Origin of the sequence: Enterobacter sp. HK-058-C-ECC (assembly GCF_047531125.1) — a bacterium.
Classification (GTDB): domain Bacteria; phylum Pseudomonadota; class Gammaproteobacteria; order Enterobacterales; family Enterobacteriaceae; genus Enterobacter; species Enterobacter quasiroggenkampii.
Window position 1 is genome coordinate 339,286 of record NZ_JBLKCH010000002.1, and the last position, 23,608, is coordinate 362,893.

At 55.2% G+C, this 23,608-nt stretch carries 20 protein-coding genes; 8 read left to right on the forward strand and 12 right to left on the reverse strand.

The features are described 5' to 3' along the window. Positions 1-220: 220 nt before the first annotated feature. From ACMWJS_RS05675 to ACMWJS_RS05690, 4 genes are all read left to right on the forward strand, one after another. On the forward strand, positions 221-2,344 hold the full coding sequence (locus ACMWJS_RS05675) for a putative bifunctional diguanylate cyclase/phosphodiesterase (protein WP_045908853.1): 2,124 nt from the start codon (positions 221-223) through the stop codon (positions 2,342-2,344). A gap of 92 nt (positions 2,345-2,436) precedes the next feature. Further along, a complete protein-coding gene (locus tag ACMWJS_RS05680; RefSeq protein WP_262752306.1) occupies positions 2,437-3,669 on the forward strand; it encodes a sensor domain-containing diguanylate cyclase in 1,233 nt (410 codons plus the stop codon). Positions 3,670-3,743: 74 nt separating this feature from the next. Beyond that, positions 3,744-3,884: an Ecr family regulatory small membrane protein gene (locus tag ACMWJS_RS05685; RefSeq protein ID WP_045909000.1), complete on the forward strand. Its 141-nt coding sequence runs from the start codon at positions 3,744-3,746 to the stop codon at positions 3,882-3,884. A 217-nt stretch (positions 3,885-4,101) separates the two neighbouring features. Beyond that, positions 4,102-4,665, forward strand: a complete 564-nt coding sequence (locus tag ACMWJS_RS05690) for a DJ-1/PfpI family protein (RefSeq protein ID WP_196352900.1) — start codon at positions 4,102-4,104, stop codon at positions 4,663-4,665. A gap of 76 nt (positions 4,666-4,741) precedes the next feature. Here the strand turns inward: ACMWJS_RS05690 and ACMWJS_RS05695 are convergent, their stop codons facing one another. Further along, positions 4,742-6,358, reverse strand: coding sequence for a peptide ABC transporter substrate-binding protein (locus ACMWJS_RS05695; protein WP_414746781.1), 1,617 nt, complete (start codon positions 6,356-6,358; stop codon positions 4,742-4,744). 185 nt (positions 6,359-6,543) lie between these two features. Between ACMWJS_RS05695 and mpaA the strand changes: the two genes are divergently transcribed. Further along, entirely contained in the window at positions 6,544-7,257 is a 714-nt protein-coding gene (mpaA, locus tag ACMWJS_RS05700; protein ID WP_414746782.1) for a murein tripeptide amidase MpaA, read from the forward strand. Here mpaA and ycjG read toward each other — a convergent pair. Continuing rightward, entirely contained in the window at positions 7,248-8,213 is a 966-nt protein-coding gene (ycjG, locus tag ACMWJS_RS05705) for an L-Ala-D/L-Glu epimerase (RefSeq protein WP_262810953.1), read from the reverse strand. The genes mpaA and ycjG overlap by 10 nt on opposite strands. Positions 8,214-8,320: 107 nt before the next feature. Here ycjG and tpx point away from each other — a divergent pair, with 107 nt between their 5' ends. Together tpx and ACMWJS_RS05715 are read left to right on the forward strand one after the other, a co-directional pair. Next, positions 8,321-8,827: a thiol peroxidase gene (gene tpx, locus ACMWJS_RS05710; RefSeq protein ID WP_023335907.1), complete on the forward strand. Its 507-nt coding sequence runs from the start codon at positions 8,321-8,323 to the stop codon at positions 8,825-8,827. Positions 8,828-9,103: 276 nt separating this feature from the next. Beyond that, positions 9,104-10,312, forward strand: a complete 1,209-nt coding sequence (locus ACMWJS_RS05715) for an aldose 1-epimerase family protein (protein WP_063621831.1) — start codon at positions 9,104-9,106, stop codon at positions 10,310-10,312. 44 nt (positions 10,313-10,356) lie between these two features. On the opposite strand, the gene tyrR is transcribed toward ACMWJS_RS05715, so the two are convergent. From tyrR to ACMWJS_RS05730, 3 genes are all read right to left on the reverse strand, one after another. Then, entirely contained in the window at positions 10,357-11,898 is a 1,542-nt protein-coding gene (gene tyrR / locus ACMWJS_RS05720; protein WP_008501254.1) for a transcriptional regulator TyrR, read from the reverse strand. A gap of 112 nt (positions 11,899-12,010) precedes the next feature. Further along, positions 12,011-13,063 carry a TIGR01620 family protein gene (locus tag ACMWJS_RS05725; RefSeq protein ID WP_414746783.1) on the reverse strand — a complete coding sequence of 351 codons (1,053 nt, stop codon included), beginning with the start codon at positions 13,061-13,063 and terminating at the stop codon, positions 12,011-12,013. Then, positions 13,060-14,457: a YcjX family protein gene (locus ACMWJS_RS05730; RefSeq protein ID WP_045415711.1), complete on the reverse strand. Its 1,398-nt coding sequence runs from the start codon at positions 14,455-14,457 to the stop codon at positions 13,060-13,062. The genes ACMWJS_RS05725 and ACMWJS_RS05730 overlap by 4 nt, the downstream gene beginning before the upstream one ends. 155 nt (positions 14,458-14,612) lie before the next feature. On the opposite strand from ACMWJS_RS05730, the gene ACMWJS_RS05735 reads away from it, so the two are divergent. Then, a complete protein-coding gene (locus tag ACMWJS_RS05735; protein ID WP_414746784.1) occupies positions 14,613-15,623 on the forward strand; it encodes a LacI family DNA-binding transcriptional regulator in 1,011 nt (336 codons plus the stop codon). Positions 15,624-15,657: 34 nt separating this feature from the next. Here ACMWJS_RS05735 and ACMWJS_RS05740 read toward each other — a convergent pair whose 3' ends face one another. The 7 genes from ACMWJS_RS05740 to ACMWJS_RS05770 all read right to left on the reverse strand — a co-directional run bounded on the left by ACMWJS_RS05740 (position 15,658) and on the right by ACMWJS_RS05770 (position 23,591). Next, positions 15,658-16,572, reverse strand: a complete 915-nt coding sequence (locus ACMWJS_RS05740) for an OmpG family monomeric porin (protein ID WP_048029790.1) — start codon at positions 16,570-16,572, stop codon at positions 15,658-15,660. Between the two features lie 66 nt (positions 16,573-16,638). Next, positions 16,639-17,721 carry an ABC transporter ATP-binding protein gene (locus ACMWJS_RS05745; RefSeq protein ID WP_048223583.1) on the reverse strand — a complete coding sequence of 361 codons (1,083 nt, stop codon included), beginning with the start codon at positions 17,719-17,721 and terminating at the stop codon, positions 16,639-16,641. Between the two features lie 13 nt (positions 17,722-17,734). Further along, positions 17,735-18,400 carry a beta-phosphoglucomutase gene (gene pgmB, locus ACMWJS_RS05750; RefSeq protein ID WP_414746785.1) on the reverse strand — a complete coding sequence of 222 codons (666 nt, stop codon included), beginning with the start codon at positions 18,398-18,400 and terminating at the stop codon, positions 17,735-17,737. Next, on the reverse strand, positions 18,390-20,669 hold the full coding sequence (locus tag ACMWJS_RS05755) for a glycoside hydrolase family 65 protein (protein WP_414746786.1): 2,280 nt from the start codon (positions 20,667-20,669) through the stop codon (positions 18,390-18,392). Before ACMWJS_RS05755 ends, pgmB begins: the two co-directional genes overlap by 11 nt. After that, on the reverse strand, positions 20,663-21,721 hold the full coding sequence (locus tag ACMWJS_RS05760; protein ID WP_414746787.1) for a Gfo/Idh/MocA family protein: 1,059 nt from the start codon (positions 21,719-21,721) through the stop codon (positions 20,663-20,665). The genes ACMWJS_RS05755 and ACMWJS_RS05760 overlap by 7 nt, the downstream gene beginning before the upstream one ends. A gap of 11 nt (positions 21,722-21,732) precedes the next feature. Next, positions 21,733-22,521 (reverse strand): sugar phosphate isomerase/epimerase family protein, encoded by a 789-nt coding sequence (locus ACMWJS_RS05765; protein ID WP_414746788.1) that lies wholly within the window; start codon positions 22,519-22,521, stop codon positions 21,733-21,735. 17 nt (positions 22,522-22,538) lie between these two features. Next, entirely contained in the window at positions 22,539-23,591 is a 1,053-nt protein-coding gene (locus tag ACMWJS_RS05770) for a zinc-binding alcohol dehydrogenase (protein ID WP_334760909.1), read from the reverse strand. Positions 23,592-23,608 lie beyond the last annotated feature (17 nt).

The window sequence follows — 23,608 nt, forward strand, 5'->3', positions numbered from 1 at the left end:
TTTAAGGAGCTTTGCTACTTTTATTCGCTCTTGTTTAGCAATACTTAATACGTTAACAATGAGAATATATTTTATATTCTTAATACGTTTTAGAGTATTAATATGACTGGTCATTTTACACGATAAAAAACTAATATTGTTTGAATGCGCATGTTCGTTGCCAGATAAAGATGTGCCCGGCAGGCGAAATCGGTAACCCTCTCAGGCGTGGGATTGCATAATGCTCAATATATCGTGGGACCCTGTGTTAATCGCTATCTCTTATCTGGTGGCGTTTATCGCCTCCTTTGTGGCGCTGGACAGTGCCGGAAAGATCCCCCTTTCCAGCCGAAAGGCTGCCCTGTTCTGGCGTATGGCCGGTGGCATCTCGCTCGGCATCGGCATTTGGTCGATGCACTTTATCGGCATGCTGTCGATGCAAATGCCCATGATGATGCGCTATGACCTCTGGTTAACCCTTGCATCGCTGGGCGTCGCGGTTATTGCGTCGACCACGGCCCTTGATATTGCCGTCGCGGGAAAAAAACGGTCTCTCTTTCGCCCCATCGTTGCCACCGCAATCCTGAGCGCAGGCGTGGTATCCATGCACTATATCGGTATGGCGGCCCTGATGCTGGATGGCAGCATCATCTGGGATCGCCGTATTGTGGGGTTGTCCGTGGTCATTGCCGTGGTGGCTTCCGGCACTGCGCTGTGGCTGGCTTTCCGCCTGCGAGACAAAGGGGTTTTTATCGAGCGCCTTCTCGCGGCCCTGGTCATGGCCGCCGCCATTTGTGCGATGCACTATACCGGCATGAGTGCCGCGCATTACCCGGAAATGTCGCATACCCTTCCCGGCGGGATCGGCGAGCTCGGGTTATCCATCTGGGTTTCGGTCACCACGCTCTGCCTGCTTGGCGTGATGTTGATTATTTCCCTTGTCGACTCTCACCGGCGTACCGGCCGGCTGACGGACAATCTGCGGCAGCTCAATCGGCAGCTTGAGCTGCAGGCGCGCTTTGATGCACTCACCGGACTCGCGAATCGCCATCAGATGGACATCCGCATGCAGGACTGCCTGCGCAGCGCGTTGCTGAGTAACAGGCAATTTGCCGTCATTTTCCTGAACGTCGATCATTTCAAACGCGTCAACGATACCTGGGGTCACAGCGTCGGCGATGAGTTATTGATCACCGTTGCACAGCGCATCACTTCCCGTCTCACGCGTGAGATGACCCTGGCAAGGCTGGGAGGTGACGCCTTTATCCTGCTGGTACCGGAATGTGACGACGACAAACTCAACGCCCTGCTCGCGTCGTTGCTCGAGGATGTGCGACGTCCTCTTTCGATCTGTGGTCATACGCTAAGCACGACAATTAGTGCGGGCGTCAGCCTCTATCCTCAGGATGGCGAAACGCTGCATGAGCTAAAGCTCAAGGCGGATGCAGCCCTGCATCACGTCAAAGACGACGGCCGGAACGGCTGGGCGCACTACCGATCCGAGATGTCGACAGCAATCCCGGCAAAACCCGGTTTTCTGCAGGAACTCTCTCAGGCGCTTGAGCGCGATCAGTTTGAACTGTGGTACCAGCCAACCTGGTATGCACAAGAGAAGACTATCCATGGTTTTGAAGCCCTGCTGCGCTGGCGGCACCCTGAGCAAGGCGTTGTTCTGCCGGGCCTGTTTATCCCCTCGCTGGAACAAACCGGCTTAATTATTCCGGTGGGCAACTGGGCCATTGAAGCGGCATGTCGACAGCTGCATTTCTGGACTGAACAAGGGTTTAGCCAGTGGACGCTGTCGCTCAACTTATCCCCCGTCCAGTTCGAACAGCCGGACATTTTCCACATCGTATCGTCGATGCTGGAAAAATATAGCTTGTCCCCGTCCAGACTAATCCTTGAGGTTACGGAGAGCACCGCGCTGAAAAATCTCGACCGCAGCATTGAGTTACTCAACGCGTTTAATCATGCGGGGATCACCGTATCGATTGATGATTTCGGTACGGGCTACTCGAACCTGCTGATGCTGAGCGTGCTGCCGGCAAAAGAGCTCAAGATCGACAAAAGCTTTGTGACGTCGATGCTGGAAAATGAAAAAAGCTACAAGCTGGTTGAAACCATCATGAGTATCGCCCGAACCATGGAGATGAACGTGGTGGCTGAAGGGATTGAAACGCAAGAGCAGCAGGAGGTTCTCACCCGTCTCGGCTGCGACTACCTGCAGGGTTATCTTTTCTCCCGCCCCTTACCTGCCGAACAGGTGCCGTGGCTGCTTCTGCAGATAAACTCCGACAGGCAAATTATACCCATTAATAAAATTCAAACGGACCCCGCATTTATTTCACAAAAAAACCATGCCTGACGGGGTTGAGTAGAGTATGTTTCAAAGCAGTAGACACTCATCACGTCTGTCATGATTGTCAGGCGCATTGAGCCGATGAACAGGAAATGCCTATGTCGCAAAACGGTTTTGAAGCGCTGAACGTCATTAAAACACCTGTGTGGCTGATTTCCCCCGCTTCGGAAGCGATCGTTTTTGCGAATGTGACCGCAACGCAGCTTATGGGAGAGAAGACGCTGGACCAGCTGCGTAAAGGCCTCTATTCCGCGAATGCACAGCACCTCCTGTCGATGTATGTACCTGAACTGAAAACCGGGCAGGAGATCGTCGAAATCTGGACAATAAGCCGGGATGGACAGGATACGCCGCTAAGCTGTCGTCTCTCGCTTGCCCATTATGCCCCCTGGGGAGATGTGATTGTTTTCGAGGGGATCGCCCAGCACATTCTCTCTGGGCTAAAGGCCAGCCGCTCCGCAACCTACCGGCGGAAAAAACAGGGGTTTTACGCCCGTTTTTTTCAGACCAACAGCGCGCCGATGCTGTTAATCGATCCGGCCCGCGATGGCCAGATTGTTGATGCTAACCTGGCCGCGCTCTATTTTTACGGTTACTCACATGATGACATGTGCAGTAAACATACCTGGGAAATCAATACTCTCGGGCGAGACGTGTTGCCCATTATGACTGCGATTGCCGCGCTGCCCGGCGGCCATAAGCCGCTCAACTTTGTTCACCGCCTTGCCGACGGCTCTACCCGCCACGTTCAGACGTATGCCGGCCCCATTGAGATCTACGGTGACAAGCTGATGCTGTGCATCATCCACGATATCACCGAGCAAAAAAGACTGGAGCAAGAGCTGGAACATGCCGCGCTACGTGACTCCATGACCGGGTTACTCAACCGTCGCCAGTTCTACGCGATTACCGATCCCAACAACCTGAATCATCTTCCTGCCCAACAGCAGTTTAGCCTGCTGCTGGTGGATACCGATCGCTTCAAAAACATCAACGACCTGTTTGGTCATTTGAAGGGCGATGAGGTGCTTATCGCCCTCTCCCGAACGCTGGAAGCCTGTAGCCGGGAGAATGACCTGGTGTTCCGCTGGGGAGGCGAAGAGTTCGTTATCCTGCTGCCGCATACCGCTCTCGACATCGCGTTGCAGATTGCCGAGTCGATCCGTGCAGCCGTTGCCCGCATTACGATTCCGGGCTTACCGCGGTTTACCGTTAGCATTGGCGTGGCGCGACATAACCAGGGTGAGACGATTGATGAGCTGTTTAAGCGGGTAGACGACGCGCTGTATCGCGCTAAAAATGACGGACGCAATAAAGTCCTTGCAGCATGAAACTGGAGTATAGGGGAAAGCCCCGCTACAATGCCTGCCTCGACTCAATTAACTTCAGGTGGGTAAAATCTGCAATGGGAAAAACAGAAATAATACTCACCTTAATTATTTTGCTCCTTATTATATTTGGCTTATGGTTTATTTTTAGCGGTGAGATCTGGTATCTCGTCGAATTTCTCGAAAATAGTCTTTACCCGACCTTCGATGCACCATAACGCACGTTTAATATCTTGTTTCACCTACCGAATTTGTCAGGTATCTGCAAGCCTGACAGCCGCGTAAGATACGCGCCGTTATCCTCCAACTACGTTGATAACGAATCACTTATTCATTTGCTTATGTTGCCCGTGCTCTGACGGGCTTTTTTATTTCCGGCATTTCAGCCACGCCAGGCTATATCTTAATCATCTTTAATGACAAGGGAGAGGAATGATGAGCAAGAAGATCCTGATGCTGGTGGGCGATTATGCCGAAGATTACGAAACCATGGTGCCTTTTCAGGCTTTGCAGATGATTGGCCATCAGGTGGATGCAGTCTGCCCCGACAAACCAAAAGGCGACTACATCATGACGGCAATCCATGATTTCGACGGCGCCCAGACCTATAGCGAAAAACCCGGTCACCGCTTTACCCTCAACGCCGACTTTTCCGCCGTAAAGGAGCAGGACTACGACGCACTGCTCATCCCCGGTGGGAGAGCGCCCGAGTATCTGCGGCTAAATGAGGATGTGTTAAAGCTGGTACAGGCATTTGACGCTGCGCGCAAACCGATTGCTGCAGTATGCCATGGCCCGCAACTGCTCGCTGCCGCGGGCATCCTGAAAGGCCGTACCTGTAGCGCCTACCCGGCCTGTGCACCTGAGGTACGCCTCGCGGGTGGACACTACGCCACGATCGGCATCGATCAGGCCCATGTCGACGGCAACCTGGTGACGGCTCCCGCCTGGCCCGCCCATCCGCAGTGGCTGGCGAAGTTTAGTGCGTTATTAGAATAACAGCTCCGGCCACATCGCTGCCGGGAAGCGTCATGCATTGTAAAACTGGCGCTTAGGTGCGCCAGTTTTATAACCGTCAGTGCTTCTCAATATACATCGTCCGGCTATACGCCACGTCTTCCGGGTTATTGATCGGGTACCCTTTCACCCACGGCTTAATCAGTCGACCGTTGGTGTACTGGTAAATAGGCGCGATAGGTGCTTTCTCCATAAGGATTTTCTCCGCCGTGTTGTAGTCGGTGTTACGCGCTTTCGCCGTGGTTTCGAGCGTCGCCTGGTGGATAATTTTATCGTAAGCCGGGTCATTAAAACGCGAGATATTGCCGCTGTGGGTTGAGGTCAGCAGGGACAGGAAGGTCGAGGGCTCGTTGTAATCCCCCACCCATGACGCGCGGATCACATCAAAATTGCCGGTGTTGCGGCTGTCGATGTAGGTTTTCCACTCCTGGTTTTGCAGCTTAACATCCACACCGAGATTTTTCTTCCACATGGACGCCACCGCAATGGCGATTTTCTGGTGGTTTTCCGACGTGTTGTACAGCAGGTTCAGCTTCAGCGGACGCTGAGGGCCGTAGCCTGCGGCCTGGAGCAAGGTTTTGGCCTGAGCGTTCAGCTCCTGCTGGGACATCTGCTCGAACGGCGAAGGTTCAGGCGTGAAGCCCGCCGTCACGTCAGGGGTAAAATGCCAGGCCGGTTTTTCGCCGGTACCCAGCACCTTTTCCGCCATAATGCGGCGATCGATAGTCATACTCAGGGCAAGACGAACCCGGGCATCGGCCGTCGGCCCCTTTTGCGTATTAAACGCGTAGTAGTAGGTCCCGAGCTGAGGCGGCGTATACACCTGTCCCGGAATGTCCTTCAGGAGCTTCTGATACATGTTTTTCGGGAACGATTCGGTAATATCGATATCCCCTGCCAGATAGCGTTTCGTGGCGGACGATTCCTGGTTAATCGGAATAAAGGTCACTTTTTGCAGGACAGTTTTCGCATTGTCCCAATAGTGGGTGTTCGGCACGACAACCAGTTTTTCATTCACCACGCGGTCGTTCAGGACGTAGGCGCCATTACCGACCAGCGCTCCCGGACGCGTCCACTCTTTCCCGCTTTCAACGTTCGCTTTTTGCACCGGATAGAAGGCGAAGTTTGCCGTCAGGTTGCTAAACCACGGTAGCGGTTTATCCAGTTGGACGCGCAACGTCCTGGCATCCACCGCCGTCACGCCCAGGGTATCAGGCGCTGCCTTACCGTCGATGATAGCCTGCGCATTGTTGATACCTGCCAGCGCTGCAAACCAGGCAAACGGAGAGGTCGTTTTTGGGTCAACCAGACGCTGCCAGCTGTAGACAAAATCCTGCGCGGTGACCGGCGTACCGTCAGACCATTTTGCGTTATCACGCAGGGTGAACGTCCAGGTACGGTTATCGTTACTCTGCCAGCGCGTCGCCACGCCCGGGGTCAGTTCCCCTTTCTCATTCTGATTCACCAGCCCTTCGAAAAGATCGCGAATCACCTGAATCTCTGGCAACCCCACCGCTTTTGCCGGATCGAGCGAAGCCGGTTCATCTTTAATATGTCTGACCAGCTCCTGTTTTTGCGCCAGCACCGTGCCCTGTGGGACATCAGCAGCGTATGAGAGTGTAGAGAGCCCGCACAGGCACAGTGCGGTGAAAAGACGCGAAACAGGATGCTTCATAAGATCCCCTTTAAAAAATTCAGGTAACAAGCAGATGCGTAATTATTTGTTTCGACAATAAGAAATGCAAATAACTTACGCCTGAATAGTGATTTAAGGCAATTCTCAGCCGCTACGGAAACTATTTGATTAACAGCGGCTTTTGCACAACACTGCCAGTAGAGACTTCTTTATCAGGATTTCGTATGGCAACCACCCGACCCCGCGCGGAACGCGGCGCCTTCCCTCCGGGCGCTGAACAATATGGCCGCTCATTTTTAGGCGCATCGCTGATCTGGTTCCCGGCCCCCGATGCCGATCGCGACAGCGGTTTGATTATTGCCGGCACGCACGGTGATGAAAACTCGTCTGTCGTCACGCTCTCGTGCGCGCTACGGACATTGACCCCTTCATTACGACGTCATCACGTGATTCTTGCCGTCAATCCGGATGGCTGTCAGCTGGGATTGCGGGCGAATGCGCGGGGCGTCGACCTGAACCGTAATTTCCCGGCAGCAAACTGGCGCGCTGGCGAAACGGTTTATCGCTGGAACAGCTCCGCCGAGGAGCGAGACGTGGTATTGCTGACGGGAGACAACCCTGGCTCAGAGCCGGAAACGCAGGCGCTGTGCCAGCTTATCCATAAGATCCACCCCGCCTGGGTTGTCTCCTTTCACGATCCGCTGGCCTGCATTGAAGAGCCGCGCCACTCTGACCTGGGCGCGTGGCTGGCACGGGCGTTCGACCTGCCGCTCGTCACCAGCGTGGGTTATGAAACACCCGGATCATTCGGGAGCTGGTGCGCCGACTTAAGCTTGCCCTGCATCACCGCTGAGTTCCCGGCGATCTCCTCCGACGAAGCCAGCGAAAAATACTTAAAAGCCATGATGGAGCTTCTGCGCTGGCAGCCTCAGAGATGAAGCACGCCGCTGGTAAATTTCAGGGCCGGTGAAACGTCAACCGCCAGCCACGTAGGGCCATCCAGATCGGCGAAACGAACCTGATTGACCAGCGGCAGCGCCGCGCCGATCGCCCGGGAGGTGCAAAGCATGCATCCCAGCATCAGGGCGAACCCCTGCGCCCGGGCGTCCGCCGCCAGAGCCAGGGCTTCTGTCAGTCCGCCTGACTTGTCGAGCTTGATATTGACCATGTCATAGCGGCCCTTAAGCTCGCTTAAATTCTCGCGGGTGTGGCAGCTTTCATCCGCGCACACGGGCAACGGATGGATAAAATTCTTCAGCGCCGCATCCTCTTTTACCGGCAGAGGCTGCTCCAGCATCGCCACCCCCAGGTCAGCCAGCAGCTGGCATCGCGCGGCGAGCCCTTCGGGGTGCCACGACTCGTTGGCGTCCACAATCAGCGTGGCTGAAGGAACCGCCGAGCGAATAGCGACCATCCGCTCGCTGATCAGACGATCGTCTAGCTTCACTTTTAACAGCGTGGCTCCGGCGTCATAGAGCGCTTTCGCACTGGCGGCCATCTGCTCCGGCTCACCAATCACGACCGTTTGCGCGGTCACGACGGACTCCGGCACGACCACGCCCAGCAATGACGTCAGCGATTTTTGCTGCTGAGCGGCTTCAAGGCTCCAGAGCGCACAGTCGATGGCGTTGCGCGCCGCCCCGGCGGGTAAACGCTGCTGTAATGCCTCGCGCGTGAGCCCTTTTTGCAGGTCTGGCACCAGGGTCATGATCTGCGCCATCACAGATGCAAGGCTTTCCCCATAGCGCGGATAAGGCGTACATTCCCCGACGCCTTTCACACCCTCTTCTTCAATTTCAACCACAACCACGCTGGCTTCACTTCGGCTGCCGCGCGAGATCACAAACGGGGTATGCAATGGCCAGGCTTCTTCATAGACCTTAACGCTTCTCATCACTGACTCCTTGCGGCCCGGAAAGGCGAAAAATTTGGTTTGCCGTGTTATCTGCTGATGGCATACACTAGCCACGACGTTAACTATATGTAAACAGGAAGATATCTATGTCACAACTCGTTCATTTCCAGGGCAACCCGGTTGCTGTAGCAGGTTCCATTCCGCAGGCTGGCAGCAAAGCGCAGGCATTTACTCTGGTGGCTAAAGATCTGTCTGACGTCACACTGGCTCAGTTTGCGGGCAAACGCAAAGTACTGAACATTTTCCCAAGCATTGATACCGGTGTTTGTGCCGCATCCGTGCGTAAATTCAACCAGCTGGCGACTGAAATGGACAACACCGTTGTGCTGTGCATTTCCGCTGACCTGCCGTTTGCCCAGTCCCGTTTCTGCGGTGCCGAAGGCCTGAGCAACGTTATCACCCTCTCCACCCTGCGCAGCGCAGATTTCCTCGAGAAATACGGCGTCAGCATTGCGGAAGGCCCACTGAAAGGTCTGGCAGCACGTGCTGTACTGGTTCTGGACGAAAACGACACTGTCGTCTTCAGCGAACTGGTTAACGAAATCACCACCGAGCCGGACTACACTGCCGCGCTGGACGTGCTGAAAGCATAATAAGTCCTTAGCATTCTATACAACTTATTCTCAACCTCGCTTCGGCGGGGTTTTTTATTATTTCAAAGCTGAATCGTTAAAGCATAAATACTCGCATGTCACATTAATCCTGCAATAATCAGAGCAATATGTAACATGATCGTGATCAACAACGCATAATAATCGTTAAAATCCCCTATTTTCATCCCGAGTGAAGCCCATCACATTTCCCTTTTTGTCTAAACATTAGATTTGCTTACGAAAGAAGATAATCGTTTCAGCAAAAAAGGATAAATTATGAAGATCAAATTCGCTTTTACGCTCCTGGCGGTCCTGGTTTCTGGCCATGCCGCGGCTAAAACCTGGGTGCTGACAAGTGCTGAAAGCAGCGTAGAGAAAGGAAATTGGAAGATTTCCAGTGATGAGCTGAAAGTTAAAGATCAGACGTTCAGCATTGAGCAAAAAATCTTACACGGCGGCAAGCAGGAAGGCAGTAAAGTCATCATTATTAGCAGTAAAGATGGCCTGACGATTACCCTGAGCCCGACACGCGGCATGAACCTTCTGCACGTTGAAGGGTTTGGCACCCGACTGGGATGGAATTCCCCCGTCAAAGAGGTCGTCAATCCTGCCTATATCAATCTTGAAAGCCGAAACGGTCTCGGCTGGCTGGATGGATTCAACGAGATGATGGTGCGCTGTGGCTACGAGTGGACAGGTCATCCGGTCACCGCAGATGGGCAAATTTACACCCTTCACGGCAGGGCCGGAAATACACCGGTATCGCAGGTGGAAGTTGAGGTGGCGGATACCGCCCCGCATGAGATCCGCGTTCGGGGTTTAATCAAAGAGAGCACGTTCAAAAAAGCGGATCTGCAAACCATGACCGAACTGCGCTACGTTCCCGGAACTAACCAGTTCAGTCTGCATGATGTTCTGACCAACCATGCCGATTACCCTCATGATTATCAAATCATCTATCACAGCAACTTCGGCACGCCGATCCTCGAAGAAGGCGCACGTTTCCTTGCGCCGGCGGCGAGCGTGAGCCCATTCAATGACTACGCCAAAGCGGGCGTAAACGACTGGCAAACCTACGCCGGGCCGACAAAAGGCTTTGATGAGATGGTCTTTAATATTCAGCCGCTCGCTGACAACAACCACGAAACGCTCGCGGCAGTGGTCAATAAAGCCGGAGATAAAGGCGCATCCATCCAGTTTGATACGCGCCAGCTGCCCGTGCTGACCTTATGGAAAAACACCGACACGCTGAAGCAGGGTTATGTCACAGGCATTGAACCGGGCACCAGCTACGCCTACCCCGTCACGATTGAACGCGAACAGAAGCGGGTTAAGCAGCTGCAGCCTGGTGCCAGCGCGCAGTTTGATCTGACCTATACCCTGCTCCACAGCCCACAGCAGGTAAAAGAGGTTGAAAGCAGGATTGCGTCGATTCAGGGCGAGACAAAAACAGACATCGTTAACACGCCGCTGGCGAAGGAATAAATCTAAAGTGAAAAGTAAAAAGCCTCTTTGCAGAGGCTTTTTTGTTATTCGTCACCTTTCTTATGATTCAAACCATATTCACGTAGCTTATTTGCGATCGCGGTGTGCGACACGCCAAGGCGTTTTGCCAGCTTGCGGGTGCTGGGATAGCTGCGGTACAGCTGCGTCAGCACAGAGCGCTCGAAACGGCTGGTGATATCATCCAGCGACCCTTCCATCGCCTCTTCGCCTACGGATACCGTCCCGGCGTCGTAATCCGGCAACAGGATATCCTGCGGACGCAGCTCATACCCTTCAAGCTGGGTCAGCGCGCGATAAACGGCGTTTTTAAGCTGACGAATGTTGCCCGGCCAGCCGTAGCGCATGAGCACCGTGCCCAGATCGGCAGACAGCTTCGGACGCGGCACACCCTGCTCGTCGGCAAAGCGGGCGACGAACAGCTCCGTAAGCGGCATAATGTCCTGCGGGCAATCGCGCAGCGGCGGAATGTTCAGCGTCAGGACGTTAAGGCGGTAATAGAGATCCTCGCGGAAGATCCCCTTTTGCACCAGTTCCACCAGATTCTTCTGGGTGGCGCAAATGACGCGCACGTCCACATGCACTTCGTGATCCTCACCGACGCGGCGGAACGTGCCGTCGTTCAGGAAACGCAGCAGCTTAGCCTGCATACGCGGCGACATTTCGCCGATCTCGTCCAGCAGCACGGAGCCACCGTTAGCCTGCTCGAAGAACCCTTTCTTGCCCTCCGGCGCGTGACCAAACAGCTCGCTTTCAACGGCATCTTCCGGAATCGAGGCGCAGTTAAGTGCCAGATAAGGCTTGGCCGCACGCGGGCTCGCCAGATGCACGGCGTGAGCCAGCAGGTCTTTCCCGGTGCCGGTATCCCCGGTAATCAACAGCGGCGCGGTCAGGCTTGCGAGCTTACGCGCCTGATCAACCACATGACGCATTTTCGGGCTGACGGCAATAATCTGGCTGAATGCGCCAACGTCCTGACTGGAGAGGTTTTGCAGCTGACGACCCATGCGCAGCGTCGAGCGCAGCATGATCACCGCCCCGGTCAACACGCGGGTATTCCCTTCCCCTTTCAGATAGACCGGCGTGATCTCCATCAGGAAATTCTGCCCGTTAATCACCACATGCTCGCTGTGCGTGTTCTGCGGATTGCTGTCCAGCCAGCGCTGGAAGTTAAAACCGGGGATCAGCTGCGCGGCGTGATGATTGCTCAGCTTCTCCTGACTCTGTGCGAAAAGCTGGCAGCTCGCGTGGTTAACGCGCTCAACTTTGCTTTTCAAATCCAGGGAGAGGAACGGTTCAGGCATGGCTTCCAGCAGCGCGCTCAGCGCCAGGTGCTCACGCTCGGACGGCATCCAGGGAATGGTGCGCACATCCGTAACGCCAGCGATACGGCGGATTTCCGCCATCAGGCTACTGAAGGTATTAAATTCAATTTCGGCAAAATTGAGGTAAATTCGCCCGACAGGATCGATCTCAATGCCACGTAAATCAATGCTACGTAAAACAAGAAGATCGAGTAATTCGCGGGTCAGACCGAGACGGTCTTCACAGAAGACTTCAAGACGCATGGGAAATTCACCGTTTTAAGCCAATAACAGTAAAATGATATGTCAGAACACGGTGATCCGGAAGATGGCTGTCAACAAATATTGACAGCCAGCACGATTAGTGAACAAAACCTCATGGCGCAGGTTTTTTATTGAGCGTCTCTTTGAGCTGGCCGATCAGTTCACGCCTGAAATCCCCCAGACGGGGCTTATCGCCATCGATCCACGGCAGCGGGCGGCAGACTTCCATCGCTTTAATCCCCAGGCGTGCGGTTAATAATCCCGCACCGATGCCCTGAGCCGCACGGGCAGAGAGACGCGCCGCCAGATCCTGCGACATCCAGTCCATTCCCACTTCGCGCACCAGCTCACTCGCCCCGGCAAACGCGATATTGAGCAGGACCAGCTTAAACAGTCTGAGCCGACTGTAGTAACCCAGCTCTATACCGTAAAGGTTCGCGATACGGTTGATCAGGCGCAGGTTACGCCAGGCGATAAAGGCCATATCGACCAGCGCCAGCGGGCTGACGGCAATCATCAGGGTGGATTCCGCCGCAGACCGGCTGATTTCGCGCCGCGCCTGAGCATCCAGCACCGGCTGAACCATGTGGGAATAGAGCGTCACCACTTCCCGGTCATTCTGGGTCTCATGGATGGCGGCGTGCCAGCGCTGAAGCGCCGGATGCGACTGATCGATTCCGGCCTGACTGGCCAGCTTTTCACAGAATGCGCGCCCTTTCCCGGTGCCGTGGCTGTGGAGCAGATCCCGCGCTTCATCACGCTCGTGCGCGCGCTGGCACAGACGCCAGAGTCGACGCCACTCGGTGGCAACCGACCCGACGCCCGCCCCCACAATCAGCGCGCCCGCGGCGCATCCGCCCAGCGCGACCCAGTCCTGAGTTTGCCAGGCATTCATCGTCCACTGCACGCCCTGAGCCACCACGCTTACGCCAAACAGCCCCAGACCGGCGGTAACCATCCTGCGCCACAGGCTGCGTTTTGGACGCAGCGCGGCGTCCACGACCGCCTCCGCCGGACCGTCCTCAACAGCGGGCTCGTCCTGCAGCGCCGGGGCAAATTTATCGGCCTGGGTTCCGCTGAACGTCTGCGCCGTTTTGAACGCCTCCTGAGCGTCCTGCTCAAGCGTTCCGGTAAAGTCAATGCGCGGTTTTAACGGTTCCGTCATCGCAATTTATCTCCAATCAAAAACTCCAGCGCCGCATCCAGACGGATGTGCGGTAATGGCCTGTCGACGCTCATTGCCTGCGGGCGGAAGGCTTCAAACTGGAAGCCCTGATTCTGCCAGAAGGCCTGACCCGGCAGCCGCGCAGGCACTTCGCCCGGATACACGGTAAGCGGTTCACCGTCGCTGAGTCGGTTCCCGCGTAATGCCGGTATTTTCTCGCCGTTAAGGTCAATCAGTCCGCTTTGCGTCGCCTGCACCGACGCGAGCCCAAGGCAATCCATGCTGATCCCTTCGAAGGCGGCGTTTTGCCAGGCGTCCTGCACCAGCTGCTGCAGCAGCGACACCATATTGGCATGCTGGTCGACCGTGACGTGATCGGCTTTTGTGGCCGCAAAGAGCAGTTTGTCGATCACCGGTGAGAAAAGACGGCGGAACAGCGTCCGCTGCCCGTAGTGAAAACTTTGCATCAGCTGCGTCAGGGCAAGGCGCATATCGTTGAATGCCTGTGGCCCGCTGTTGAGCGGCTGCAGACAATCCACCAGCACAATCTGACGGTCAAATCGTAAAAAGTGGTTCTTATAAAATCCCTTAACCACTTTTTCACAGTAGTAATGGTAACGCTCGCGCAGCATCCCGGCGTTAGTGTGCTTATCAGCCTGCGCCAGCGTCGACTCGCCAACCCCGTCCACATCTGGCCAGGGGAAAAACTGAAGCGCAGGCGCGCCTGCTAAATCACCCGGCAGAACAAAGCGCCCCGGCTGAATGAAGTGTAACCCTTCCTGTTTACACTGGTGTAAATACGCCGTCCAGGCGTCGGCAATGGCCGCCAGACGGTTTTCATCTGCTGGCGCAAGCGGGTCCAGTCCTTCACACAGCTGGCGCCATTTGGCTGACCACCCGGCGCGCTGCCCCTGCAGCAATCCCGTCATCTGGCGTGACCAGCTGAGGTAATCCTGCGCCAGCATTGGCAGGTCGAGCAGCCATTCGCCGGGGTAATCGACGATTTCAAGGTATAGCGTGGAGGTATCCTTGAAATGGCGCATCAGGGATTCATTCGAGCGGAAACGCAACGCAAGACGAATTTCGCTGACCCCTCGCGTCGGCGTCGGCCACGCGGGCGGATCGCCATACAGCTGCGCCAGCCCTTCGTCATAGGTAAAACGGGGAATACCAAAATCGCGCTGAGGGACGCGCTTAACGCCCAGCAAACGCTCTTCCCGCACCGCGCCAAGCAACGGCAGACGCGCCCCTGCGTGCAGGTTCAGGAGCTGGTTCACCATCGCGGTGATAAACGCCGTCTTACCGCTGCGGCTCAATCCTGTCACCGCCAGTCGCAGATGACGGTCAACGCCGCGGTTTACCAGTGAATTGATTTCGTTTTTAAGTCGCTTCATCGCCGTCCTTCGTTGCCTGGAAGCCTTGAATGCATGGCTTCAGAATACAATAAATGGGGGCAGATCGTTGATTATCAATTCTTATTTATTGCTATTGCCGTTTTTTCTCCAGTAAGATGAACGACATTGCTGTCAGTTCTGAGTGAGTAAGGTGTATGTCACCCACCATTTATGATATCGCACGGGTTGCGGGCGTATCGAAATCAACCGTTTCCCGCGTTCTGAATAAACAAACGAATATTTCTCCCGAAGCACGTGACAAAGTGCTGAAGGCGATTGATGAATTAAATTATCAGCCCAACAAACTGGCTCGCGCCCTGACCTCTTCAGGATTCGATGCCATTATGGTTATTTCGACCCGTTCAACCAAAACCACTGCCGGCAACCCTTTTTTCTCCGATGTCCTTCATGCCATTACGGCAAAAGCGGAAGAAGAAGGATTCGATGTTATTTTACAAACCTCAAAAAGCAGTGAAGACGATCTGCTGAAATGCGTGAGTAAAATAAAACAGAAGATGATCAAAGGGATCATCATGCTGAGTTCGCCCGCAAATGAATCCTTTTTCACCACGCTGGATGCGTATGGCGTACCGGTAGTGGTTATCGGTAAAGTGGAAGGTGAGTATCAGAATATTTACTCCGTCGACACGGATAATTTTCATGACAGCGCCACGCTAACGGAAACCTTTATTAAAAACGGCCGCAAGAAAATTGCCTGTCTGCATGCGCCGCTTGATTATCATGTTTCGATCGATCGCCTGGCGGGTTATAAAGCCAGTCTGGAAAAGCACCATATTGCGATGAACCCGAACTGGATCATGGACGGCGGTTATACCCATGAGAGTGCGCTTAAAGCGGCTCTGGAATTGCTCTCATCACCCACGCCACCTGATGCCGTATTTGCTACCGACAGCATGAAATTACTCGGCCTTTATCGCGCGGCGGATGAGTTGAATCTGATGATTCCGGAACAGGTGGTGATAGCCGGATACAGCGACCCGATGTTGTCTCTCATTTTAACGCCCGCACCTGGCGGCTTTGATATCCCTACCCGAAAACTGGGGGAAGAGAGCTGTGATCTTCTCTTCAGGCGTATCGCGGGTCATCCCGCCCCGCAAAAAGTGCTTGTCAATACGCATTTTTTACTGGCGGCCTCGCTGCGCTAAAACCAGGGGCATGTAGCCCCTGGAAGCCCCTCGGTCAGAACGCGTAATTTACCCCAACGCCCGCATAGTGGAAGCGGTCGTTGTCACCCTCGTCATGGTTTTCCCATTCATAGGCGTATTCAAGCGTCATGGATAAGCCGTTGTTGAAGTCATAGGCGTACTGCATACCCAGGCGGTTGAAATTATGCCCTTCACGCTCAGGATCGTCCTGCCAGTCCCAGTTCGACCAGCGATCGAGCCCCAGGCGGGTGTAAGGCGTTAAGGTCGTCTGGCCCAACGAAATAGGGAGATACGCGCGAATCTCCTGGGTGGAGAACTCGCCGTTATTACGTGAACCGTCCATATTGAAACCGCGCTCTAAATAGTAATTTACTTTAGCGGCAAAGGTTTCGTTTATGGTCCAGGTAAAGCCCGTTTCGGTTTCGACGCGGCTGTCTGAATAGCCGGTTTTTTCCAGATCGTTGGCAAATTGATACATGGCAAACCAGCCGCCAAAACGCCAGTCGTCGGTTAATTTTATATCCCAGTCAGGCTGAATTTTGTAGCGCTGCATATTTGCGCTGCCGTCTCTGGCGCCGTGTTCATCCTTAAAGTGATAACCATAATTACGGAAGCCGCCGGTCAGACCGAACGTAAAATCATCGGTTCCGATAAAGCGATAGCGTAATTCAAATTCCGGGCGATCAAAATAGGTGCCACGGGTCATGCTGCTATAATCAACCGGCCCTTCCTGATACATTGCCAGCGAAATAGTCCAGGCATCCCAGGTTGCATTAAACCACACGGAAGGTTCATATAACCCGTCTTTATCCTCCCCCTGGCCTTCGACGTTTTCTATTTCATACATCGCGCCAATATTAAATTCCCACTGTTTAGCCGTTTCTGTTGCATGTGCACAGCTAACCCCTGCGCACAGCACGAGCGCAGCACTTTTTAGTAGAGTACTCATCAAATATTCCCTTTATAAGTAACAAACAAAAAAACCGGAAATGGGTATTTCCGGCGAACACCTTTCTTATCTAATAGCCGCTTCGGTTTCAGCGTCGAAGAAATGGCACTTATTCATATCGAACTGGATGCCGATATTATCCCCAGCGGCATAATCATTCGCGGCTCCCGCGCGAACAACCAGTTCATGGCCACCAACGGTGGCGTAGAGCATGAACTCTGCACCGGTCAGTTCGGCCACGCTGACTTTTGCCGCGATGTTTTCACCGCTACTCTGCTGGGTGAGAATATCTTCCGGGCGGATCCCAAAGACCACGGCTTTACGCTGGTACCCTGCGGCATGCAGTGACGCGAGTTTGTCTTCGGGGATCTCGAGACGCAGCGTTTCCGTGACGAAATAGCGGTCGTCGATGGCGCCACGAACAAAGTTCATGGCTGGCGAGCCAATGAACCCCGCAACAAACATGTTTGCCGGCTCGTTGTATACCTGCTTCGGTGCACCAACCTGCTGAATAATGCCGTCTTTTAAGATCACAATCCGGGTCGCCATCGTCATGGCTTCCGTCTGATCGTGGGTCACGTAAATCATCGTGGTATTGAGCTTCTGATGGAGCTTGCTGATTTCAGCCCGCATTTGCACGCGAAGCTTGGCATCGAGGTTGGAGAGCGGTTCATCCATCAGGAAGACGCCCGCTTCCCGAACTATCGCCCTGCCCAACGCCACGCGCTGACGCTGGCCACCGGACAGCGCGCCGGGTTTACGCTTGAGGTACTCCCGTAAGCCGAGGATCTGTGCCGCCCAGTTAACGCGCTCTTCGATAACCGCCGGGGCGATTTTCTGCATCTTCAGGCCAAAGGCCATGTTGTCGTAGACCGTCATATGCGGGTAAAGCGCATAGTTCTGGAACACCATGGCGATGTCGCGTGACTTGGCGGGCACGTCGTTCATGCAAACGCCGTCGATGACCAGTTCGCCGGCGGAGATCTCCTCCAGCCCGGCAATCATGCGCAGCGTTGTCGATTTACCGCAGCCAGACGGACCGACAAAAACGATAAACTCCTTGTCCTCGATTTCGAGATTAAAATCCTTCACCACGTGGACCTGGTTATCGTAAATTTTCTGAATATGTTTCAGTGACAGTTGTGCCATTTTTAATTCCTTATCAATACGCCCGGGAGGCCCAGAAATCGGCCAGGCATTTCCAGGTCAGTTCCTGCGTTGAATGAAGCTGTAATCCCGCATGGGTCAGGCCTGAGCCAATCCCGACCGACAGCATGCCCGCCGCGTTGATCGCCGCCACGCCTGCGGGCGCATCTTCGACCCCAATGGCCGCATCGGGGCGGACGTTCAGGCCAGCACAGGCGGCGAGGAAGATCTCCGGATCCGGTTTTGAACAGACAATGCGGGAGGCATCAGCGCAAAAATCAAAGGCGTCATGAATACCCAGGGCATGCAGTATTCCAGGTGCATTGAGGGAAACGGAGGCGAGCCCAATTTTGACCTCTGCCGCCCGAATGTCCGCCAGCACCTCCCGGATACCCGGCAGCAGCGACGCCTCGGTCAATGACGACAGCGATGCGACGTAGAGCGCATTTTTCTTCCGCGCCAGCGCCAGGCACTGTTTATCGTCAAACGCCCCCTCTTTTCCACCGTGTCGCAGGATCCGCTGCAGGGATTCCATGCGGCTAATTCCCTTCAGCTCCTCGTTAAACACCTCATCGATAGTGATGCCGATCTCCTGCGCGACCGAACGCCAGGCGAGAAAGTGCAGATGTGCGGTATCGGTGATAACCCCATCAAGATCGAATACAACCGCTTCAGGCTTCATTGCTGGCCTCCGTGGTAGCGGTCCCATTAAAAGATGTAAGAAATTCCCTACGAGAGAATGCCTGCCGCTCCGATACGCAAACCGTTTTTCCCCACAGCGTTAACGTGACGGGCGCGGAGGTATCGATGGTTAAAACGTCATTTTCAAACGTGAAGCGCAGGCGTGCGTTCTGCCAGCGCAGCGGGAAGGCAAGTTTTCGCCAGTGAGCGGGTAGCTTCGGCGCAAGGTGCAGCTCGCCCTCAACAATCTGCATGCCAGCAAACCCCTGAATGACGCCGGACCAGATGGCACCCGTGGCCGCAGCATGAATGCCGTCATCGCTGCTGTGCGGATCGTCGCCCAGATCGATAGCCACGCCAGCGCGCCAGAAGGCGTAAGCCCCTTCCGTATCGCCACAGCGGGCGGCCACAATGCCGTGAATAGCCTTGCTCAACGAAGAGTCATGGATCGTCCGCGGCTCGTAAAACGCCAGGTTGGCCGCGCACTGGGCTGGGGTAAATTTCTCCGGCAACAGGTAGTTAAGCATCACCACGTCAGCCTGCTTGAGGATTTGCATCTCGTTAATTTCCGCGCGAGAGTAATCCAGCAGGATGGTCTGCTTACCCGCTTTGGCTTTATAGCGGCTTAAATCGATGGCGGGTTTCGCCATGAACGAATCGTCCTGCGGGATCACTCCCCCGGCGTCGGCTTCCGGCAGCCACAAGCGGGCCAGGAAGGTGGTCGCCTTCTCCATGAAGCAGGCCTCTTCACGCTCAAACATCGACATAAACCGGCATGCGCTGGCCACGTTGTGCCAGGCCAGATAGTTGGTGTAGGCGTTGTTATTCACATGCTCGGTGTATTCGTCCGGCCCAATCACATCATGAATTTCCAGGCGCCCGTTGACCTCCGTGGCGCGGCCCATCCAGAACGTTGCCGTCTCCACCAGCAGGGTCAGCCCTTCATTACGCATAAACGCGTCATCGCGCGTGGCCTGCCAGTAGGCCACTACGGCCCAGGCAATGTCCGCCACGATGTGGTGTTCGGCCAGGGCGGAGGCCACTTTCTGCCGCATGCCCGTACGGATGTTGATAGCCGCAAACTCCGGCGTCTCCTCTTTGCCGCTCGCGGCACTCTCCCACGGGAACAGCGCGCCCGGCCAGCCGTTGCGGCGGGCTTTTTCCCGGGCCCCGGCCAGGTTCAGCCAGCGATAGCGCAGCAGACTGCGGGCCACCTGCGGACGAGTGAAAAGATGGAAAGGCAGCAGGAATATTTCGGTGTCCCAGAAGACATGGCCTTTATACCCCTCGCCGGTCAATCCCTTAGCGGCAATGCTGCTCCGCTCATCATGGGCTGGCGTCATAGTGGTCAGATGCCAGACGGCATAGTCCAGCGCCATCTGATCGTCAGGAGATGCAGAAGCCACTTCCACCCTGGCGTCACGCCATACGTCTTCCCATGCGCAGGCTGAACTTTCCAGCAGCGAGGCATAACCCCTTGCTGCACAAACCTTGAGATCCGCCAGCGCGCCGCGCGCGAAAGATTCCTGTGACAGGGCTTTATCGCTGCGATGGACCACCCAGACAAACTTATCCATCGTGACAGTGTCACCCTGCGGTATCGTCAGGGAATAGTGGGCAGAGAGCCGACGATTTTTAGCGGTAAAGCAGCTTTCGCTGTCGGCTGATAGCTGACAAAAGGCTGAGATGACAACATCAGCGGCCCGGTCCTGCGTTTCATACACACCCTGCATATAGTGCTGGTCGAACACCCTGACGGAAATTTCATCCAGATGTTGCCGGCCCGTATTGGTTTGTGTCGCATCAATGCCGGTTTTCATCACCACCTGCGAGGCATCATCCAGCGGGGTGATCGCAAGCTGCATGGCCACAAGCGGCAGCTGATCCAGAGAGACAAAACGACGACTCTCCAGGCGATAGCGCTTTCCATTGGGCGAACGCCAGACGACGCGGCGATGCAGTTCGCCATTGGCAAACGCCAGCTCGCGCTGCCACTCAAGAATGTCCCCGGCCAGAAGGGTGTAATTCACCCCGTCCAGCTCAACCTCGATACCGGTGATATCGGGCAAATTGATCAGCTCAGTGGTCTCGTTACGTCCCGCCTGATGATAGAGGCCCGCAAGATACATTCCTCGGGTTTGCTGGGTGTAATCTTCTTCATGCGCAGCGCGAATGCCCATGTAGCCGTTACCGCATGCCATAATGGATGCGTACTTATTCAGACTGTGCGGACAAAAGCCCGGATCGGTTAATACAGACACGCTCAGCATAATGTTACGCTTTCCCCTGTTTCTGCCGATTGATAAAGCGCCGCGACAAGCTGCTGAATCACCAGCCCCTGTTCAGCATCTGCAATCATTACGGGCTCTCCCTGCACGTGGCGGACAAAGGCCTCCATGCTGCGTAAATGGCGCTGGTCGTCAGCCTCTTCACGCTGAACCAGGGTTTGTAACGTCCCGGCGTCGTCCTGATAAACGTGGGCCGGGAAAAGCGTCGCCCCCGCCTTTTCACCGCAAAAGGCGACATTCATGATCGACTGCTCGCGGATATTCAGCGCGAACGAGGTGTCCAGACGCAAAATGCCGCCGTTGCAGAATTCGATAGTGCCAAACAGGGCATCTTCCACCGTAAACTGTGCGGGATCCCACGCGCCGAACTGGCCGCTGCTTTTTTGGGTTCCCAGCCTCTGGAAGCCGTGCGCCGTGACCCTTTTGACCGCCGGGAAACCCAGTACGTACATCGCGGCATCCATCATGTGAATGCCAATGTCAATCAGCGGCCCACCGCCCTGCAGCGCTTTGTTAGTGAAGACGCCCCAGCCCGGCACGCCACAGCGCCGCAGCGCCTGCGCCGAGGTGAAGTAGATTTCGCCCAGCGTTCCGTTCATCACGGCCTCGCGCAGCAGCTGCGTGTCGAGCGCGAAGCGGTGATGAAAATCATATGCCAGCACCTTCCCCGCCTTGCGTGCAGCCATCCGCATCTCATCGGCCTCTTGCGGCGTCATGGCGGGCGGTTTTTCGCACATCACATGACAGCCAGCCTCCAGCGCCGCCATCACATGCTCAAAATGAAATCGGTTTGGCGAACAAACGCTCACCACGTCCGGCTTAACCGCCTCCAGCATGGCGCACGCGTCCTGCCACGCCGACGGTATGGCATGACGCTCCGCAAAAGCCTGTGCCTGTTCGAGGCGGCTGTCCATGACAGCCACCATTTGAACATCACTGCGCGTGGCGTAATACGAGGCATGCACTTTGTCCGCAACCTGCCCGGCGCCAATGATGGCGACGCGCAGTGGCGACGTTGTTGAAGCACTCATCACGCTCGTCATCCTTAGCATTCACGTAAATAAGTGAGGGAATCCCGATAAGCCTGAGCGGGATCTTCAGCACGTACGCGGCACTCGTAAACCACATAGCCCTGGTAATTATCCGCACGCAGCTGATCGAACAGGCTGGCAAAATCGAGGCTACCGCTTCCCGGCTGGTAACGGTGGTTATCAGCGATGTGCACGTGGCCCAGCAGATCGCGATGCTGATGCAGCGCCTCCGTCAGCGAATCTTCTTCAATGTTCATATGATAGAAATCACCGATGATCTGCACGTGCTTGAGGGCGTTCTCTTCGATATAGCGTCGTGCGTCAGCCAGGGTGTTGATCATGTGATCCTGATAGCGGTTCAGCGGCTCCAGATAGACGGTGGTTCCGGTGCGCGCTGCCACCTCATCCAGCCAGCGCAGCGAAGCACTTACCGCTTTGCGGTCGCTTTCGAGGCTGCGTGGTGAAGTCATTGGCGGTAAACGGAAGGTGAACATGCCCCAGGCTGCAGGCACGATAATGCCCTTGCCGCCCACTTCGGCCAGCGCTTCCAGAATGCGTTCAATCTGCGCTAAGCCGTTCAGACGACGCTCTTCGATAAAGTCACCAATCCAGCCATCGTATCCGCCGCAGGCGGTCGTGACCGGCAGGCCGGTGGCCTTTATCGCCGCTTTCACCTCGGCGAGGTTTTCCACCAGCAGCTTGCCGTCAATTTCATAGCCATCAAAACCCATCGCTTTGATGTACTCGAATTTCTCCAGGATATTGCCCGGGAAAAAGGCCTGATTTTGTGTTGCGATTTTCATGAGTTGCTTTCCTTAGCTTAAAAAGTGACGCCCATTTTGATGCTCAGTTCCGGATGCTGATCCACATATTTCATGTAGCTTTCAGCGCTGCTGGTGAAGGTCACGACCGGGTCGATCAGATCTTCACAATTCAGATAACCGTTCATCAGCAGTTCCCAGCAGGTCTCTTCAATACGCTTGCGGCTCCAGCGCGGGTAGTCCGGGTTTGGCTCACTGCAGGCGCGAGAGAAGACTATCTTCGCGTTGTTGAAGTGCGCTTCACGCCCCAGATTGAAGCCTGCAGCGAACGGTTTAGCGAACGCAACGTAGGAAATGGTGCCGCCGTAGGCGAGGCCGCGCAGTGCGGACTGCAGCGCATCGGCAAAGCCGCTGGTCTCGATGATCACATCTGCGCCCTGCTTTCCGGTCAGCTTTTTAATTTCCAGACCGACATCTGTGCCGATTGGGTTCAGGCAATGGTCTGCGCCATGACGGCGGGCAATGTCGCAACGGTGTTCGATAGGATCCACGCCGATGACGACTGACGCGCCGGCTTTTTTCGCCAGTTGGATCGCAATCTGCCCAATCGCGCCAAGACCTACCACCACGACAAAATCCCCGACTCGCACGTTGGCATCACGCACGCCGCTCATGGCAAACTGTGCCGGATCGTAGCAGACGGCGTTCTTCCAGGAGGCACCCTGCGGCATTTTGCGCAGCTTGTAGTTGTTGACGGCATTCACGATGATCGTCTCCTGGAGCGGCCCGTAACAGCAGACGCGATCGCCCGTCTGGTATTCCGTGACGTCAGCGCCGCATTCGATAATGTCGCCAACAATCATATTGCCCAGCTGGAACTTACCGAATTCGATCCCGCGGGCCGCCCCCTCTTCGCGCCGGGTAAACATCTGCCACTCCGCATTGAACTCTTCATCGATAAACGGACTTGCCGCGCGGAAATCCACCACTTCGGTACCGTGTTTCGGTGCGCCAAAGCAGGCACGAATTTTCACTTCATGTCCCGCAACCGGGCGGTCTTCATACTCTACGAGCGCCGCCACGCGTGGCGCTGTCGCAACTAATTTTTTCATGATTGACTCCTTGTTAA